This is a genomic window from Streptomyces cyaneofuscatus, from assembly GCF_000718135.1.
Classification (GTDB): domain Bacteria; phylum Actinomycetota; class Actinomycetes; order Streptomycetales; family Streptomycetaceae; genus Streptomyces; species Streptomyces cyaneofuscatus.
In genome coordinates this window covers 730,466-746,545 of record NZ_JOEM01000001.1, presented here as the reverse complement: position 1 = coordinate 746,545, position 16,080 = coordinate 730,466, and the positions used below count along the sequence as shown (strand labels likewise).

The following is a 16,080-nucleotide window of genomic DNA, read 5'->3' as shown; positions in this document are numbered from 1 at the left end:
CCGCCAACAGGGAGTCGCCCGCATGGCAAAGCTCCGCACGTTCCTGACGGTCCTTCTGCTGTCCGTCCTCGCCTCGACCACCCTCACGACGACGGCCTCGGCCGGGACAGCTCCGGCCGGCACGGCCCCGTCGTCGGGATGGAACGACTGGTCCTGCCGCCCCAGCGCCGCACACCCCGAACCCGTGGTGCTCGTCCACGGCATGGGCGCCAACCACTGGGACAACTTCCTGACGCTGGCGCCGACGCTCCGCGCGAACGGCTACTGCGTCTACTCGCAGACGTACGGCAAGACCCTGCTCGGCGGCCTCGCCGGCGGGCTCGCGCCGATGGCCGACAGCGCCGCCGAACTGAGCACGTTCGTCGACCGCGTGCGCGCCGCGACAGGAGCGTCGAAGGTCGACATCGTCGGCCACTCCGAGGGCACCACCGTCCCCGCCTACTACATGAAGCACCTCGGCGGCGCCGCGAAGGTCGACGACTTCGTCGGCTTCGGCTCCAACTTCAAGGGCACCACCCTCAACGGCCTCGCGACTCTCGCCGAGGCGCTGAAGCTCCAGGGCCTGCTGACCGGTGTGGGCTGCGGGGCCTGCACGGACTATCTGCCGGGCTCGGCCTTCCTCGCCAAGCTCAACGACGGTCCCGTCGCCGTACCCGGGCCGACGTACACCACCATCGTCACCCGCTACGACACGGTGGTCACCCCGTACACCAGCGGACTGCTCGCCCCCGCGCCCAACGTGACGAACATCGTGCTCCAGGACAAGTGCGGGCTGGACTTCGCCGGCCATCTCGGCCTGGCGATCGACCCGAACGTCGCCCAGCTCGTCCTGAACCGTCTCGACCCCGAAGGGTCCAAGCCCTTCCGGTGCCGCCTCTTCACCACCCTCGGCATCTGACGGAGTCACCGACCGGGACGGCACGGCACTCTTTCGGCCTCCGCGCCGTGCCGTCCCGGCCGCAGCTCACAAGACTTCCTCCCAGTGACCGTCCCCGGGAGGAAGAGCATCATGTCCGACAAGCCCACCATCGTCCTCGTCCATGGTTTCTGGGGTGGCGCCGCCCACTGGGCGAACGTCATCACCGAACTGAACAAGCGCGGATACGACCGGATCCGAGCCGTCGAGAACCCCCTGACCTCGCTCGCCGACGACGCCGAGCGCACCCGCAAGATGGTCAAGCAGGTCGACGGTCCCGTCGTCCTGGTCGGCCACTCCTACGGCGGCGCCGTCATCACCGAGGCCGGCGACCTGCCCGACGTCACCGCCCTCGTCTACATCGCCGCCTTCGCCCCCGACGCCGGCGAGAGCCCGGGCCAGATCAGCCAGGAGAACCCGCCCGCCGCCTTCGACAACATCGCCCCCGACTCCGACGGCTACCTCTGGATCGCGCAGGACAAGTTCCGCGAGAGCTTCTGTCAGGACCTGTCCGCCGACGAGGCCCTGGTCATGGCCGTCACCCAGAAGGCGCCGCTCGGCTCCACCTTCGGCGACAACGTCACCGCCCCGGCCTGGCGGAACAAGCCCACCTGGTACCAGGTCTCCACCCAGGACCGCATGATCCACCCCGACAACGAACGCCGCATGGCCCAGCGGATGAACCCCCGCCGGACCGTCGAGCTCGACGCGAGCCACGCCTCCCTGGCCTCCCAGCCGCAAGCCGTGGTCGATCTGATCGAGGACGCCGTACGCGAGACCGCCGGCTGACAGCTCCCAGGGGGCGCTCGGTCTACGTGAAGCACTCCAGGATCAGCGGCAGATCCTCCAGCCACTCCTGGAGACGGGCCCGCCTGCGGGCCGCGAGCAGACAGGAGTAGGGGGCGCCGTGGTGCGGTTGGACGACGACCCTGAGGTGCTTGGGGCCCTCGGCCGCGTACCAGACGGTGCGGATCTCGGCCCAGGTGTACTGCACCTCCGCGCCCGCCGGGCCGAGGGTGACGCCCACGGAGTCGACGAGGAGGGAACTCCCCGGGCCGACCGCCACGAACGTCAGGTCGGCGTCGCCCGGTCCCTCGCCCGGCCCCTGGCCCCGTGCGTCGACCGTCAACGCGGTCTCCGTCGGGGCCTGGTGCGGCAGGAGGGCGTTGGACGGCGCGTACGAAGGCGGCGGAGGCGGAGGCAGGGGCGCCGCCACCACGGGGGGCGCCGCCACGACAGGGGAGGGCCCTACGGGGGAGGGCACCACGGCAGGGGTGTCCGCGACGATGGGGGAGTGCACCACGGTGGGCGGGTACGGCACCGGGTACGGGACGGTGTCCGGTGCGAACAGGTCCAACAGCTCAGCCGGTGTGGGCCGCCGGTCCGGCTCCTTCGCCAGGCACGCCGTCAGGACCGGCCGCAGGCCCTCCGGCACCGCGGCGAGGTCCGGCGGCTCGTGCACCGACCGGTACATCAGGCCCATCGGCGTCCCCGCCCCGAACGCACTGCCGCCCGCCGCCGCGACGAGCACCGCGCCCAGCGCGAACACGTCGGCCGCGCCCCCGACCTCCAGGCCCTGCGCCTGCTCGGGCGCCAGGAACCCCGGCGTCCCGAAGGCCGTGCCGGTGGCCGTGAGGCGGGTCGATTCCATGGCCCGCGCGATCCCGAAGTCCAGGACCCGAGGCCCGTCCGGGGCCATGATGATGTTGCCGGGCTTCAGATCGCGGTGGACCAGCCCGCAGCCGTGGATCGCCGCCAGCGCCTCGGCGAGCGCCGCCCCCAGCTGCCGCAGCCGCGCCTCGTCCATCGGCCCCTCGGCCTCCAGCAGCGCGGCGAGCGTGGGCCCGGGAACGTACGCCGTGGCCAGCCAGGGCGCCGGAGCCGCCGGGTCCGCGTCCACCACGGGGGCGGTGTGGAAGCCGCCCACGCTGCGCGCCGCCGCGACCTCGGCGCGGAACCGCTCCCGGAAGTGCGGGTCGCTCGCGAGCTCCGGGCGCGCCACCTTCACGGCCACCGCCCGCCCGCCGCGTGAACGCGCCAGATAAACGGTGCCCATGCCGCCGGCGCCCAGCTCCCGTTCCACGGCGTACCCGCCGATACGTTCCGGCAGCCTGCGGCCGTCCGCCCCGTACTCCGTCTCCATGCGCTGTACGCCCCCCTCGTGCTCCGGCGGTTCAGTATGGCGCAGGGGCAAGCTGTGCCCGGCGCGAGTCTTTGCCGTACGGTCGACCACCCGCCGCCCCGCCCCGGATAGCGTCCTGGCATCCGTTGATCCAGATGCGCGGACCCTTTCGTGAGCTGCGAGGAGGTCCGCCGGGAGGTGTGTGCGATGAGCGTGGTCAAGGTGTCGGAAGCGGCGACGGCCCTGCCCCGGGCGTGGAGTTCGCGGTTGCTCGGCCGGGTGGGGACGGCCGCGGTGAAGGTCCTGCGGATGGACGAACTGCCGGTGGAGGAGGAGCGGCACGCGGAGCCCGAGGCGCTGCTGGTGCTCGACGGGACGCTCGAACTGACCGTGAACGGCGAGGCGGTGACGGTGGGCCCGGGCGAGATGTACGTGGTGGCGGCGGACACCGCCCACGCGGTACGCCCCGGCAGCAGCGGCACGCTGGTCATAGTGGAGGCAGAGGCAGAGGCAGAGGCAGAGGCAGAGGCAGAGGCAGAGGCGGACCGACCACGAGACAGGTAGGGGCCCCTCCCATGGCAAGCTCGCCCGATGAAGATAGCCGCAGCCCAGCTGACCTCGGCCCCGGCGGACATCCCCGCCAACGTCCGCAGGCTCGCCGCCCTCGCGGAACAGGCCCGCGACCAGGGCGCCGAGCTGCTCGTCCTCCCCGAACTCGCCCTCACCGGCTACGAACTGGAGGCGCTGGCCCATGACCCCACCCTCCTGGTGCGGGACGCGGACGACCCCAGGCTGGACGCCCTCCGGTCGACAGGCATCGCCACGGTGCTCAACTGCGCGGTGAGCACGGGCGGACCGGGCACACGCCCCGCCATCGGCACGTTCGTCCACGGCCCCGACGGCGCGCTGCTCACCACTTACCTCAAGCAGCACCTCCACGAGCAGGAGAACGCCGTGTTCACGCCCGGCGACCGGGACGGGCGGTTCGAACTCGGCGGTCTCCGCTTCGCCCTGGCCACCTGTTACGACAGCCACTTCCCCGACCTGCCCGCCCGGGCCGCAGCGGACGGCTGCGAGGTCTACCTCGCCTCCACGCTGTACGGAACGGGCGACGGCATCGCCCAACGCGCGACCGTCTACCCCCGCATGGCCGAGGACACGGGCCTCTTCGTCGCCCTCGCCAACCACGTGGGCCCCTCCGGCCCGTGGACCGGCTGCGGCCGGGCCGCCATCTGGGCCCCGGACGGCGCACTCCTCGCCGAGGCGGACGACCGTACGCCGACGGTGATCACCGCGGAGGTCGGTCACCGTCGGCGGCGTGGTCGCCCAGGGGAGAGGCCGACGGCATACGGACCAGCGTGACATCACCGTTGGCCGTACCTGCCAGGAGCCGTGGCCCGTCGAGGGCGAGACACGTGACGGAGCCGTGCAGCATCAGCGTGCCGATGTTTTCCCCGGCGATGAGGTCGTTCACCGTGACTGTGCCGCTCCTGTGTCCTGTTGCGAGATGGCGGCCGTCGCTGGAGAGAGCGGCGACCGTGTCATCGTCGGGGAGAGGAAAGAACGGCAGGGCCGGATCGGGCCACAGAGTCCGGGTCAGATCGCCGGTACTGAGACTCCAGACCTCCACCGCCACCCACCGGGGGATGAGACGGCCGCCGAGCTGGGCAGCGGTGATGAGGTGGTCTCCATCCGGTGCGAACCGAGCGGCTTGGACAAGGTGCCCGCCCCGCGTCACCTCACGCACAAGATCGCCGCTGATCGCATCCCAGACACGCACCACGCCATTGAGGGTTCCGGTTACGATGCGGCGGCCGTCCGGTGAGATGTCGAGGGCCGATACGGGGGAACCGTGGCGATGGTCGACGCGCTCCAGCCAGTGATCGCGGGGGCAGCCTCCGACTCCCACCAGTGGCAGCGCCCCGTCCCGGGCGCCTGCGGGTGCCTGCCAGTTCTCGTCGCAGGGGTGGCCGTCCACCAACAGGGTGCGCACCAGGGACGGAACCCGCAGGTCGAAAAGTGCGGCGTCGCCGCCGCCGGTGCCCACGGCGCACAGGCCAGCCCCGTCGTCCAAGGCAAGAGCCTCTCCACCGACCGGTAGGGGCGGGGTGCCCGTCGTCTGCACCAGCCGCCCCGTCTCCACGTCCCAGACCTTGAGAGAGCCTTCATGCCCCAATGTCGCCGCACGGCCGCCGCGTAAAGATGCCGCTTTTACCGAGCCCCTATGGCCGTCGAACGGGAACTGCGGCGCGGGGGACAGGGGGCTGAGGACGTGGGTGCCTCCCAGCGCGGAGCCCACCACTACCGACTGGCCGTCAGGTGAGATCGCCAGGGACCTGACGAGTTCTGCGTCGTAGCGTCCGAGGTTGGTGCATTGGGCGAGGTCCCACACGGTCACGGATCTGGAGTGCGCGCAGACAGCCGCGTACCGGAGATCCGGAGTGATTGCCGCGGCGACCTCGCTGAAATCCACCGAGCCGCCCTGCTCGAAGAAGACGTAGGGCGGGAGCGCCCTCGGCGGGGAGGGGTACGAGAGCCCGACGTCTTCACCGGGCCTCACCGGAGTCCTGGCTCCGGAGGCGAGATCCGAGGCCGTGACGGGGTGTTCTCCACGCAGGGCCACCAAGCGCCGGTCGTCGCCGCTGAAGCGGAGGCCGGACACGGGCACCGTGAGCTCGTTGGTGGACAGCTCTTGAGTCGTTGAACCGCTCTCTGTGTCGAAGACCCGCACAGTTCGGTGGAGATCCTGGCCCTGCCACGTGGTTCCGTAGGCCGCTGTGACGCTTCCGTCGCTGGACATGGCCACGGCCTTCACTGAGAACTCGCTGGTGGCGAGCGTGCGCGACAGCAACCGGGAGTTGCCGCTCACTGAGCTCCACGCTGTTTCGAAGCCCGATCCCCTTCCGGTGTCCTGCGTCCGGATGAGGCCGGGATGACCGCTCACCGAGCACTCGTACAGGAGCTGTTGCACGGTGAACGACGGCGTACGCCCCCCGTCCCCGCCCCGCAGGTTGTGCGCCTGGCGTCCGAGTATCCCGCGCATTGCCGCGAGCGCCGGGCGGTTGGGGAACAGGTCGTGGAGCGTGGTGACCTCGCTCAGGAGCGAGTTCACACCGGTCAAGGAGACACGCGCGCTCAGGTAGCGGGCGTCGGTGACTGTCTCATCCAGCTCGTGGAGCTCTCGCGGGTCGCGTCCGTCGGCCGAGGCGAGGGCTGTGAGGTGGATGCGGTCGGTCAGGTAGCCCAGGAGATGTTCCGCGCTGTGCGGGTCGGTGACATCGGCGCGGAGCGTCCCGATGATCCGCTCCGTCGACTCCTGCGCGTAGACGCCGTTTCGGGAAGCCGAGCGGAGGTGGTCGCGCAGAGATCCGTGGAAGGGGAAGAAGGGGCCGTCGGGATGTGAGCCTCGCAGGTACGGTGCGCACACCTCCAACGCGTCGTCGACGGCTGATTGATGGAGACCGGACAGCTGAGCTAACTGACGCCGGGTGAACCCGTTGCCACGGCTCTGCACCAGCAGACCGAGCACCGTGCGGATCACCTCGCGCCACTGACGGGGGTCGGCAGTCACGCGGCGTTCCAGGAAGCTGCTGTACAGGCCTGCGAGACTGCGTGGCAGAGCTCGTTCGCCCGAAGAGTGCAGGCGCAGGTCTTCGGCACTTTCGGCCGCGACGAGTGCGGCATACAGGAAGTTGCTGTCGGCGGCCTGGGCGATCGACTGCGCGAGGTGCAGGGGGTCGGCGATCCCTCGGTCGTGAAGACGCTGCCGGAGGTAGGCGTACACGTCGTGTGTTCCCGCCGGTTCGTCGTGCTGGAGCCGTAGTTGCTGTCCATGGGTGAACCGCTCGGCGGTAGGGCCGGTGCGTGCAGTGAGTATGAGACGCAGTTCCGGTACGGGGTCGGAGCGCAGAGTGGACAGAAGGGCGGCCAGAGTCTGAGGGCCGCCGATGTGTTCCTCGGTCTCGTCCAAGGCGTCGAGCAGGATGACTGCGGTGGTCCCGAGTTCGGAAAGCGGCCGTCGGAGCATCCTGTCCAGCAGTTGACGCGGTTCGGCGTCGGGCAGGGTCAACTGGTTGATCGCGGTGACGGTGGAGTTCTGTACGGGCCCGGTGAACTGTTGGTTGACCACGATGGTGGTGCCCGGTTCATGGCGTGCCACCGCTTCGGCGTACCCCGGGATCGTGGAGCACAACTGGACCGCTGTCTGCTCCAGCACAGACCGGATGTTCAACGAGCCGAAGCGCTGGGCCTGGCAGAAATGCCACGCGTGCAGCCAGCCCGGTTCGAGCCCCTGCGCGGGCGGCACTTCGCCAAGCGAGATCTGGGCCAGCCGCACCGCGAGCGCCGACTTGCCGACTCCCGGTGCCGCAGAGATAACCAGGAGCGGATCGGTGGTGGCGTACCAGGACGCGACCTCCGCCAGCGCCCATGCTCGTCCGACGAAGGAGCCGGACGGCTCGGCCAGTTCTGCCGGAATGTTCGAACCCTTGCCGAGGGTCACCGCCTGCTGCCCTCGATACCGACGATGGTGGATCGGCTTACTGTTCCGAAACGCTGCCGTACTTCTGTGTCGCCGCTTTCCCCTTGGTGGTCGACCGCAGTGATTTTGCTGTCTGTGACGTCCGAGAAGCTCTGCTCGACTGTCATACGGGCCGGGGAGGGTACCGGGGCGTCGACCCGGGCGCGAACCCACTCGAAGATCGCCTGCGTCAGAAGCAGCGTCCCAAGGCCGGCCCCGGCGGGCCAGGCCCAGCTGCTCGTCCAGACGTTGATGCCGACGGTGGTGGCGCACGCGAGCACGGTCGAGACGACGGCACCCCACGCGCGGGATCGGGTGAGCGGCACAGGAAGCCGCAGTAAGCGGACGGACACGCGTCGTACCTCTCGGGCGGACGGACTGCATCTGCGTTGATCCGGAGCCTATGCCGACAGGGTGTTTCTCTGCCGGGATGACGGGGAAATGGCGAAGGCCGCGCCCTTGCCACCCGCAGATTCGCACCTCATCCGCCCCACCACGCTTCACACCCCCGCCGCCCCCCGGTGGCCGCTCCCGCCGCCCCGGGTGATGCTGGTCCGGCACGTGCCGGTGCTCCGGTGCATCGGCACGCCGGAGCCTGAGGGTGGGTGGAGCCGTGTCGTACGCCGAGACCCCGGCCGGATCCGGAACCCCTCCGGGCGGCCTGGACGATGCCCTGCTCAAGACCCTCTTCACCCAGTCCGCCGTAGGGCTCCTCGTGCTCGACCCGCAGCTCAGGCTCGTCCGCGCCAACTCCCTCGTCGAGGGCGTCGGGACCGAGGAGTACATCGGGCTCCGCTTCACCGAGGCCTTCCGGCTCGACGACCCGGACGGGTCCGAACAGCTCCTCAAGGCGGTCCTCGCAGGTGAGGGGCCCGTACGCGAGCATCTCGTACGCGGCCGCCTCCGCCGCATCCCCGGCGACCGGATCTTCCTGGTCTCCGCCTACCGCCTGGACGGCCCGGGCGGCCCGGACGCTCCCGCCCTCGGGCTGCTCAGCGCGGTCGTCGACGTCACCGAGCGGGAGCGGGCCCGGGCCCGGGAGACCGCGCTGGCCGCCGTGCGCGACGCGGTCGGCGGCTCGCTGGACGTGGCCACCACCTGCCGGGCCTTCATCGACGCGCTGGTGCCGGGCTTCGCCGACCTCGCCGTCATCGAGGTGGTGGACGAGGTCCTGCGCGGAGCCGACCCGCCGGTGGGCCCGCTGCCGCCCGACACCCCGCTGCGCTGCGCGGCGAGAGGCCGCTGCGACACCGTCCGGGGCGACGAGCCGGGCCGCATCCGCCCGGTCGGCGGGACCCGCCGCCTCCCTCCCCGTACGCCGTACGCACTCGCCGTCGCGGACCTGCGGCCCCGGCTCGTCCCGCTCACCGCCGACACCCCGTGGCTCGACCCCGACCCGGAAGGGGTCCACCGCCTCGCGGAGACCGGCGCGCACTCGCTCATCGTCGTGCCCCTCACCCTGCGGGGCGCGGTCCTCGGGCTGGTCAGCCTGTACCGCTGCGGGGCCGCCGAGCCGTTCGACGAGGAGGACGTCTCCCTGGCCGGTACGGCGGCCACCCGCGCGGCCCTCGCCATCGACAACGCCCGCCGGTACGAGCGCGAGCACGTCATCGCCTCCACCGTCCAGCGCCGCCTTCTCCCGCAGGCCGAACGCCACCAGGCCGCCGTGGAGACCGCCCACGTGCTGCTGCCCGGCCGGGACAGCGGCTGCTGGTTCGACTCGATCGGGCTCTCCGGGGCCCGTACGGCACTCGTCGTCGGCGGGGTCGCGGGGGAGGGGCTCCAGTCGGCGATCGCCATGGGCCAGCTCCGTACCGTCGTCCAGGCACTCGCCGGCCTCGACCTGGAGCCGGAGGAGGTACTGGCCCGACTCAAGGAGACCGCCGACCGCCTCGCCCACGAGCGCGCGGCCCTGCCCCCGAGCGACTCCCTCCACGGCGAGGAGCTGCGGGCGGGATGCGTGTACGGGGTCTACGACCCGTTCACCCGGACCTGCACGGTCGCCCGGGCCGGGCACCCCGCGCCCCTGATCGTCGGCCCCGACGGCCGGGCCGTCCCTCTCGACCTCCCCGAGGGCCCGGGCCTCTTCGCCACCGACGGCGCCCTCTTCGCACCCGCCACCGTCACCCTGGAGGAGGGCAGCCTCCTCGCGTTCTGCACGGCCGAACTGCTCGCCGACGAGCACGCCGAGGACCGCATCACGCGGACCCTGGCCCGCCCCGGCCGCAGCCTGCAGCAACTGGGCGACGACATCGTGTACGCCCTCCCCGACGACACCCGGTCCGCCGGGGCGGCGCTGCTCCTGGCCCGTACGGGTACGGTCTCCGACCACCGGGTCGCCACCTGGGACCTCGCCCAGGAACGCACCACCCCCGCCACCGCGCGCCTGCTCGTGCGCGACCGGCTCCAGGGCTGGGGCCTCGACGAGGACACCGTCGACGCGACCGAGCTGATCGTCAGCGAACTGGTCACCAACGCCGTCCGCTACGGAACGCCGCCGCTGCGCCTGCGCCTCCTGCTGGACACCAGCCTCACCTGCGAGGTCCACGACGGCTCCACGGCCTCCCCGCACCTGCGCCACGCCCGCACGGTCGACGAGGGCGGCCGGGGCCTGTTCATCGTCTCCCGCCTCGCCGCCCACTGGGGAGCCCGGCACGGCCCGGACGGCAAGGTGCTGTGGACGGAACAGGACCTTCCGGAGGGCGGCACGCACTAGGCGAGGCGCTGGCCAGGCGAGGCGGCGACCAGGCAGGGCGGCCACCGGGCGAGGCGGCCACCGGGGCTATGTGGCCTCAGCCGAACAGCCGCTCCAGCACCTCCGCCACCCCGTCCTCCGCGTTCGTCGAGGTCACCTCGTCCGCCGCCGCCCGCAGTTCCGGATGCGCGTTGCCCATGGCCACGCGGTGGTCGGAACGGCGGAACATCGGCAGGTCGTTCGGCATGTCCCCGAACGCCACCGTCCCCTCCGCCCCGATCCCCAGCAGCTCGGCCGCCGCCGCGATGCCGGTGCCCTTGTCCACCCCGTACGGAGCCAGCTCAACGGTCCCGGGCCCCGCCATGGAGACGCTCGCCAGATCGCCCACCGCCCCGCGCGCGGCGGCCGCCAGCGCGTCGTCGCCGAGCTGCGGGTGGCGGACCAGCACCTTGATGACCGGCCGCGCCCACAGGGCGTCCCGGGAGTCCACGCGGAGGGCGGGGAGCGTCGGGTTCGGCATCCGGTAGCCGCTCTCGATCAGCGTGACGCCGTCCACCCCGTCCTGGTCCACGGCCGCGAACACCGCCCCGACCTCCGCTTCCAGCTTGCCGAGCGCGGTGTCGGCGGCCTCCCGGTCCAGGGTGACCGAGCGGAGCAGCCGCGCGCCGTCGGCGTCGTACAACTGCGTGCCCTGGCCGCACACGACGAGCCCGGTGTACGCCAGGTCGGCGAGCAGCGCCCGTATCCCGGGGACCGGCCGCCCGGTGACGATCAGGTGCCGGGCCCCGGCGGAGGCGGCGAGGGCGAGGGCTGCGCGGGAGCGGGCGCTGACGGTGTCGTCCGGGCGTAGCAGGGTGCCGTCCAGGTCGGTGGCGACGAGGGCATATGCGGGTGGCGTGGGCATGGGCCACAGCCTAGAAGGGCCCGGACGGCCGCTTGCGCGGGAGGGGAGGATCGGGTAAGCGGTACGCGTACGGGGGAGAGCCGCCGGGTCAGCGACCCGGCCGCCCACTCGCGCGCCGAACCCCCGCCAGCAGCCGCCGCATGCCGACCGCGTGCCCGCCCGACCCGAAGACGATCCGCCGGTAGGCCCGCCCCGCCCGCCCGGGAAACGCGGCCCGGCTCTCGGCCCGCAGCCGGGTGCGGCCCGGCCCGTCGGGTTCGAGCCGGAAGATCAGCAGGTAGGACGAGAACCGATGACGGCCCTGGAGGGCCAGCTCCTCCCCCGGCGAGGCGACGAGAACCCGGAACCCGGGGAACGCCGACCCCTCGGCGAGCGGACGCGGCCCGGCCGACCGGGTGTCGTCGGCCCCGACCAGCCGCGCGTAAACGGCCGCGGGCACCCGCGAGAAGGACCGCTCCAGCTCCGCGCACAGCCCGCGCCAGACGTCGTCGGCCTGGGCGGCGATGACGGTAGCGTGCTCGTCGAGGTGGGGCGGTGGGTCGGCGTGCATCGGGCCTCCGTCGGTTCCGGCCGGTGGCCGTCGTGCGCGGGCACGTGCGCACGTACGACACCCTGACCCTCGCAGGTGGTCCTGTCGAGCGGATCGGGCCGGGGGCACCACGTCGGCCTGGCCCTGGCGGTGCGATTCAGAAGATGCCGAAGTAGCGATCCCACCAGCTGGGCCGCCCGATGTGCGAGGGCAGCCGGCTCGGCCCGTCGTAGTCGAGCTCCAGAATCTCCTCGGCTACCACCACATAGCCGAGCTCGGCCAACGTCCGGTCGACCTTGGCAAGGTCAGCGCCGTCCAGCTCGCCCTCGGCCTGGGCGTCCCCCGTTCCGAGGAAGGCCCCGGGGTTGTCCGCGCAGACGAGGGCCAGCCAGCCGAACTTGCTCACGCAGACAACGATCCGGGTACCGCATATGGTCGCGTCCCCGGGTATGACCACGCGGCCGTACTCGCTGGAGTCCTGGGTGTCCTGCTCAGCCGTGCAGCGAGCCGCGAAGTCTTGTTCGAGCCGGGCCACCAGACTCCCGAAGAGGGCTGCGACCTCGGCGCGGTTGTAGTGCCGCGGCCACTCCAGCCACTCCGGATGATCGAGCTCGCGCAGCAATTCCGGCAGATCCGCTTGGTTCTCGGTCATGCCCCCATCCTGACGGGACAGCGACGCCCGGAGCGGCCGGGATATTGCCACGAACCCAGGATCGCTCCGAAGGTGCCGTCTGAGCCTCGTCGTGCGGGGTGCGTCATGAGCCGGTCTGCTGGGCGGGGCAGGGCAGGCCGGGGGCGCTGCGGTTCGGGGAACAGGTCACCAGGGCGACGGAGTGGAAGACCGTGCCCCGCAGGTAGTGGCCGAGGGACACGTCCCCGCCCCACGCGAGCCGGTCGACCGCCGCCCTGACCAGGAGGCCCAGTCTGGCCGCCTCCCGGTCCTGCTCGGAGGCGAACCGGGGCGCGAACTCCGCGAGTTGCAGCCCCAGCCAGGCACCCGCCTCCTTCGGCTCCTCCCAGGTCCCCCGGATCGTCGACGCCGGCTTCATGAGCCAGTGCGCTGTCTGGAGCGGAGGTACGTCGGAGGCGGGGAACACCGTCACCGCTTCCCGGTAGCGGTCGTGCACGTCGGGGTCGCTGCTCGGCGTCGGGGCCTCGCCCGGGGGTCTGCGAATGCTCTCCTTGTCGAACGTCCGCTTCTCCCCGAGCCAGGCATAACCGTGGTGGTGCACCGGCGCGTTGCCGCTCAGGCGGAGAGGTCGAAGCGGGCGGGGTCGATGCCCGCCGCGTCCAGCTCCGCTGTGGTGAACCGAAGCGGCTCGGCGCCGGGGCGCTTGCTGTCGCCCACGGCCCAGGCGTCCGGCCCGATGCGCGCGAGCGTCACGCACGCCTCGCCGTCGGGGTGGGTGTTGCCGCCGCAGGCCTTCGAGAATGCGGCTCCGGCGATGGGGAGCTCGTACAGGTCGGACATGGCAGTTCCCTTTCTGGGCTGCTGACATCGTTGTGTGTCGGCAGCAATGTTGACCAGGAAAGGGGGCGGTTCCTAGTCGGTTTCCTGTTCGCGCAAAAGCTCGTCCCGGATGCCTTCGATCAGGGCCCGCATGGCATCGCCGGAAACGGCGGTTTCGCTGAATCCATCGAACTTGGATACGTAAAGGGAAACGTCTCTCGGATCGGTCACGACGACTTCCGCGTGAACCGTTTCGACAGCCACGACGCGGTCGTCCTGGATCACAAATGCATGGTTGGGAATGTCGTACTTCCGTCCCTCGATGGGCACGACGCGTATTTCTACGCTCGGCAGGCGAGACGCCGAAACTAGCCGGTCCAGCTGCCCGGCCATGACTCTGGCCGGCACAATCAGCCACCGGAGCACTGGTTCGGTGATGACGAACTGCAACGTCTTGGAAGCGTCGTACAGAGCCTCTTGCCGCTCGATCCGCGCACTGGCTGTGCGGCGGACAGTCTCTTCGGACAGATCGTCGTAGCGGGACAGGATCGCCCGCATGTATTCGGGAGTCTGGAGCAGTCCGGGCACCAGGGCCGGCTGGAAAACCCGCAGGAGACTCATCTGGGCTTCCGCGTCCCGCAGCCGCTGCTGAGCCTTGTGAAGACCCGCGCGCTGGATCAGGCGCCAGGCCGTGGCCTCGGTCGCCACGGCGCGGGCGGCGCCCATGTACTCCGCCTTGACGTCGTCAGAGACGCCTATGGCAGTCAGGATGCGGTTGACGTCGTCTGCGCTCGGAGCGATCTTGCCTGTCTCGATCCTGCTGAGCTTGCTCGGCGACATGACAGCGCTGCGGGCAACTGCCTTGGCTTCCTTTCCGGAAGCGTTCCGCAGCACCCGCAGCGCGATGCCAAGCTCTGAACGGTTCACGTGCCGTGCTCTGCCCACCAGTCTGCGAACGGTACGGCGTGTGCCAGGGCTGTGTTCCTGTGGCCGACGTACTCGTCGGCCCGGTCTCCGGAGAGGACATCGGCCCCGGCGAACTCACCGTCAGAGGTGTAGCGCATGGGTGCCGCGGTGACCGAGTCGAACAGCCAGAAGTCGCCCACGTCTGCGAGCGGGTTGGCCTGCTCTGTCACGTCCAGGATGAAGAACTCCTCGCCGGCCGTGCTGTTCGTGGTGTATCCCCAGCCCAGTTCATACCGCAGATAGGGCGTGAGCGGCCGGGTGACCACGTGTACGCGGTACATTCTCCGGCCGGCGTCGACATTCTTGCGCACCTCGTCCAGCCAGTCGGTGTTGTAGCCCTCCGGCTTAGGCTTGCCATCGAGGAACAGCCGGTACGCGTCCGCGTTGCCCGAGCGGCCGTAGTCGTCGAGGGTCTCCAGGCGGAATGCCTCCTGCTTGAAGTCGTCGAACAGGTCCCCCAAGGTCTTAGGCACCGAGCTGACCTCCGAAAGCTTCGCGGATTAGCTCCATGGGAATTTCGACAAGGGTTTCGTGGGCCGGAATCGTGAGTCCGTGGTCGGTCGGAGTCTCACCCTGAACGATGATCGTGCCCCGGTCCGTCTTGTAGACCGTCGGGCAGTTCTTCTTCTCGCATGTTGTAGCAAGCACCGTCATCTTCACGGGTGTTCCCCTCTGCCGCTACCGATGTCCCGTCCGATCCTTCCGGTCTGCGACGGGCACGGCAAGAGGTTCCGGTTTCCGGAACGGGAAACTCAAGCCTCTTCACCGATCCGGCTGCCCGAGCCGAACTCCGCGCGGCCCCTCGGACAGTGGGAAGCCCCACCGCACACCTGCGGTGGGGCTTCCCTGCCCGGCCGCCTGCGCGCGGCCGGGCGGCTTTTCAGACCGCGCCGAACTCCCCGGTGCGGACGCCCGCGACGAACGTCGTGAACGCGGTGGCGGGCACCGTGAGGACCGGGCCGGTGGTGGTGTCGTTCTTGGAGTCGCGGACGGGCACGATCCCGTGCGGGGCCGCGAGGTTGGTGGCGACCTCGACGCACGCGCCGCCGTTTTCGCTGTACGAGGACGTGAACCAGCGGGGGGTCTCGGTTGTCACGTGATGCCCTTTCGCAACTGCTTGATGATGTCGACGGAGGCCGCCTGAGAGGGCGCTACCGCCTGCATCCGATGGTAGTCCGTGTGCAGGGGGAGCACAGCGGTCATTTCCCGTTCGACGTAGCCCTGTTGTGCGGATTCGGCGTACGACACGAGCGAGCGGTCCACCATGGTCAGGATGTAGACCGGCAGGCTGAACGGGCGGCGCTCTCCCAGGGCGAACGGGACCACCTGAAGGACGGTGTTGGGCAGTTCGGCGAAGTCGATGAGGTGGTCGAACTGCGCCTTCATGACCTCGGGTCCGCCGACCGGGCGGAGCAGACAGCTCTCGTCCAGCATCGCGAAGACCATCGTCTCCCGGCCCGCGAAGACGGCCGCCTGCCGCTGCGCGGTGACCGCGACGCGCTCCTGAGCCTGCTCGGGAGTGATGGTCCCGCGCCGGACGACACTCTCCGCGAGGACCGTCGCGTACTCCGGGGTCTGGAGCAGGCCCGGGATGACACCGACCTCGTACAGCCGGATCTCCGCCGCCCGGCGCTCCAGGCCGAGGAATTCGGGGAAGCCCGCCAGCAGACTGCCGTGCTTGATCTCCCGCCATTCGCGTTCGAAGGACTCGGGGCTGCCGACCAGGCCGAAGATCTGATCGGCTCTCCGGGAGAAGGGCAGGGTTGCGGATTTGCGGCCAGTTTCCATCGCCGAGATATGCCTGCCGCTGCACCCGGCTTTGTCGCCCAACTCGTCCTGGGTCCAGCCCCTGGTGTCCCGTAACTTGCGCAGACGCGCACCGTACGCCGCCTGAGGGCTGGCCTCGGAATTCAGTTCCTTGCGATACACGAACGTGCCCTCCCGAACCGCCATGTTGAAGACACTTCGACGGTAGGTCA

General features: G+C 70.7%; 18 protein-coding genes. 5 read left to right on the top strand and 13 right to left on the bottom strand.

Going from position 1 to position 16,080, the window contains the following annotated elements; genetic code table 11:
* The first annotated feature begins 22 nt into the window (after positions 1 to 22).
* The gene (locus IF17_RS0103645; RefSeq protein WP_030562035.1) at positions 23 to 898 is read left to right on the top strand and encodes a lipase family alpha/beta hydrolase; all 876 of its coding nucleotides are present in this window, start codon (positions 23 to 25) and stop codon (positions 896 to 898) included.
* A gap of 111 nt (positions 899 to 1,009) precedes the next feature.
* Positions 1,010 to 1,705, top strand: coding sequence for an alpha/beta hydrolase (locus IF17_RS0103640; RefSeq protein ID WP_030562033.1), 696 nt, complete (start codon positions 1,010 to 1,012; stop codon positions 1,703 to 1,705).
* Positions 1,706 to 1,727: 22 nt separating this feature from the next.
* Here the strand turns inward: IF17_RS0103640 and IF17_RS0103635 are convergent, their stop codons facing one another.
* Positions 1,728 to 3,059, bottom strand: a complete 1,332-nt coding sequence (locus tag IF17_RS0103635; protein WP_030562031.1) for a serine/threonine-protein kinase — start codon at positions 3,057 to 3,059, stop codon at positions 1,728 to 1,730.
* Between the two features lie 186 nt (positions 3,060 to 3,245).
* Here IF17_RS0103635 and IF17_RS0103630 point away from each other — a divergent pair, with 186 nt between their 5' ends.
* Together IF17_RS0103630 and IF17_RS0103625 are read left to right on the top strand one after the other, a co-directional pair.
* On the top strand, positions 3,246 to 3,602 hold the full coding sequence (locus IF17_RS0103630) for a cupin domain-containing protein (protein WP_051883874.1): 357 nt from the start codon (positions 3,246 to 3,248) through the stop codon (positions 3,600 to 3,602).
* Positions 3,603 to 3,629: 27 nt separating this feature from the next.
* Entirely contained in the window at positions 3,630 to 4,400 is a 771-nt protein-coding gene (locus tag IF17_RS0103625; protein ID WP_051883859.1) for a carbon-nitrogen hydrolase family protein, read from the top strand.
* Here the strand turns inward: IF17_RS0103625 and IF17_RS0103620 are convergent.
* Both IF17_RS0103620 and IF17_RS1000000138870 read right to left on the bottom strand, forming a co-directional pair.
* On the bottom strand, positions 4,327 to 7,539 hold the full coding sequence (locus IF17_RS0103620) for a WD40 repeat domain-containing protein (RefSeq protein ID WP_030562024.1): 3,213 nt from the start codon (positions 7,537 to 7,539) through the stop codon (positions 4,327 to 4,329). The genes IF17_RS0103625 and IF17_RS0103620 overlap by 74 nt on opposite strands.
* On the bottom strand, positions 7,536 to 7,910 hold the full coding sequence (locus IF17_RS1000000138870; RefSeq protein ID WP_030562022.1) for a hypothetical protein: 375 nt from the start codon (positions 7,908 to 7,910) through the stop codon (positions 7,536 to 7,538). The genes IF17_RS0103620 and IF17_RS1000000138870 overlap by 4 nt, the downstream gene beginning before the upstream one ends.
* Positions 7,911 to 8,170: 260 nt before the next feature.
* Here IF17_RS1000000138870 and IF17_RS0103610 point away from each other — a divergent pair, with 260 nt between their 5' ends.
* Complete coding sequence (locus IF17_RS0103610; protein ID WP_030562020.1) at positions 8,171 to 10,273, top strand: ATP-binding SpoIIE family protein phosphatase; 2,103 nt, start codon at positions 8,171 to 8,173, stop codon at positions 10,271 to 10,273.
* 76 nt (positions 10,274 to 10,349) lie between these two features.
* Here the strand turns inward: IF17_RS0103610 and IF17_RS0103605 are convergent, their stop codons facing one another.
* The 10 genes from IF17_RS0103605 to IF17_RS0103560 form a co-directional block, all read right to left on the bottom strand.
* Positions 10,350 to 11,156 carry an HAD family hydrolase gene (locus tag IF17_RS0103605; protein WP_030562018.1) on the bottom strand — a complete coding sequence of 269 codons (807 nt, stop codon included), beginning with the start codon at positions 11,154 to 11,156 and terminating at the stop codon, positions 10,350 to 10,352.
* An 88-nt stretch (positions 11,157 to 11,244) separates the two neighbouring features.
* A complete protein-coding gene (locus IF17_RS0103600) occupies positions 11,245 to 11,706 on the bottom strand; it encodes a hypothetical protein (protein ID WP_030562016.1) in 462 nt (153 codons plus the stop codon).
* A 136-nt stretch (positions 11,707 to 11,842) separates the two neighbouring features.
* Positions 11,843 to 12,337: a hypothetical protein gene (locus IF17_RS0103595; RefSeq protein WP_030562014.1), complete on the bottom strand. Its 495-nt coding sequence runs from the start codon at positions 12,335 to 12,337 to the stop codon at positions 11,843 to 11,845.
* Between the two features lie 103 nt (positions 12,338 to 12,440).
* Positions 12,441 to 12,917 (bottom strand): hypothetical protein, encoded by a 477-nt coding sequence (locus tag IF17_RS0103590; protein ID WP_030562013.1) that lies wholly within the window; start codon positions 12,915 to 12,917, stop codon positions 12,441 to 12,443.
* Positions 12,918 to 12,931: 14 nt separating this feature from the next.
* The gene (locus IF17_RS0103585) at positions 12,932 to 13,156 is read right to left on the bottom strand and encodes a DUF397 domain-containing protein (RefSeq protein ID WP_030562011.1); all 225 of its coding nucleotides are present in this window, start codon (positions 13,154 to 13,156) and stop codon (positions 12,932 to 12,934) included.
* Between the two features lie 72 nt (positions 13,157 to 13,228).
* Positions 13,229 to 14,062: a helix-turn-helix domain-containing protein gene (locus IF17_RS0103580; RefSeq protein WP_078615772.1), complete on the bottom strand. Its 834-nt coding sequence runs from the start codon at positions 14,060 to 14,062 to the stop codon at positions 13,229 to 13,231.
* A complete protein-coding gene (locus tag IF17_RS0103575) occupies positions 14,059 to 14,574 on the bottom strand; it encodes a DUF6879 family protein (RefSeq protein WP_030562007.1) in 516 nt (171 codons plus the stop codon). The genes IF17_RS0103580 and IF17_RS0103575 overlap by 4 nt, the downstream gene beginning before the upstream one ends.
* Positions 14,567 to 14,761, bottom strand: a complete 195-nt coding sequence (locus tag IF17_RS0103570; protein ID WP_030562005.1) for a hypothetical protein — start codon at positions 14,759 to 14,761, stop codon at positions 14,567 to 14,569. Before IF17_RS0103570 ends, IF17_RS0103575 begins: the two co-directional genes overlap by 8 nt.
* 220 nt (positions 14,762 to 14,981) lie before the next feature.
* Complete coding sequence (locus IF17_RS0103565; protein WP_030562002.1) at positions 14,982 to 15,197, bottom strand: DUF397 domain-containing protein; 216 nt, start codon at positions 15,195 to 15,197, stop codon at positions 14,982 to 14,984.
* Positions 15,194 to 16,054: a helix-turn-helix domain-containing protein gene (locus tag IF17_RS0103560; RefSeq protein ID WP_030562000.1), complete on the bottom strand. Its 861-nt coding sequence runs from the start codon at positions 16,052 to 16,054 to the stop codon at positions 15,194 to 15,196. The genes IF17_RS0103565 and IF17_RS0103560 overlap by 4 nt, the downstream gene beginning before the upstream one ends.
* Positions 16,055 to 16,080: the final 26 nt, after the last annotated feature.

What these genes read in the sequence shown, in the direction of transcription:
- IF17_RS0103645 (WP_030562035.1), top strand. Translation starts at nt 23, where the DNA reads ATGGCAAAGCTCCGCACGTTCCTGACGGTCCTTCTGCTGTCCGTCCTC.
- IF17_RS0103640 (WP_030562033.1), top strand. Translation starts at nt 1,010, where the DNA reads ATGTCCGACAAGCCCACCATCGTCCTCGTCCATGGTTTCTGGGGTGGC.
- IF17_RS0103635 (WP_030562031.1), bottom strand. Translation starts at nt 3,059, where the DNA reads ATGGAGACGGAGTACGGGGCGGACGGCCGCAGGCTGCCGGAACGTATC.
- IF17_RS0103630 (WP_051883874.1), top strand. Translation starts at nt 3,246, where the DNA reads ATGAGCGTGGTCAAGGTGTCGGAAGCGGCGACGGCCCTGCCCCGGGCG.
- IF17_RS0103625 (WP_051883859.1), top strand. Translation starts at nt 3,630, where the DNA reads ATGAAGATAGCCGCAGCCCAGCTGACCTCGGCCCCGGCGGACATCCCC.
- IF17_RS0103605 (WP_030562018.1), bottom strand. Translation starts at nt 11,156, where the DNA reads ATGCCCACGCCACCCGCATATGCCCTCGTCGCCACCGACCTGGACGGC.
- IF17_RS0103600 (WP_030562016.1), bottom strand. Translation starts at nt 11,706, where the DNA reads ATGCACGCCGACCCACCGCCCCACCTCGACGAGCACGCTACCGTCATC.
- IF17_RS0103595 (WP_030562014.1), bottom strand. Translation starts at nt 12,337, where the DNA reads ATGACCGAGAACCAAGCGGATCTGCCGGAATTGCTGCGCGAGCTCGAT.
- IF17_RS0103585 (WP_030562011.1), bottom strand. Translation starts at nt 13,156, where the DNA reads ATGTCCGACCTGTACGAGCTCCCCATCGCCGGAGCCGCATTCTCGAAG.
- IF17_RS0103560 (WP_030562000.1), bottom strand. Translation starts at nt 16,054, where the DNA reads ATGGCGGTTCGGGAGGGCACGTTCGTGTATCGCAAGGAACTGAATTCC.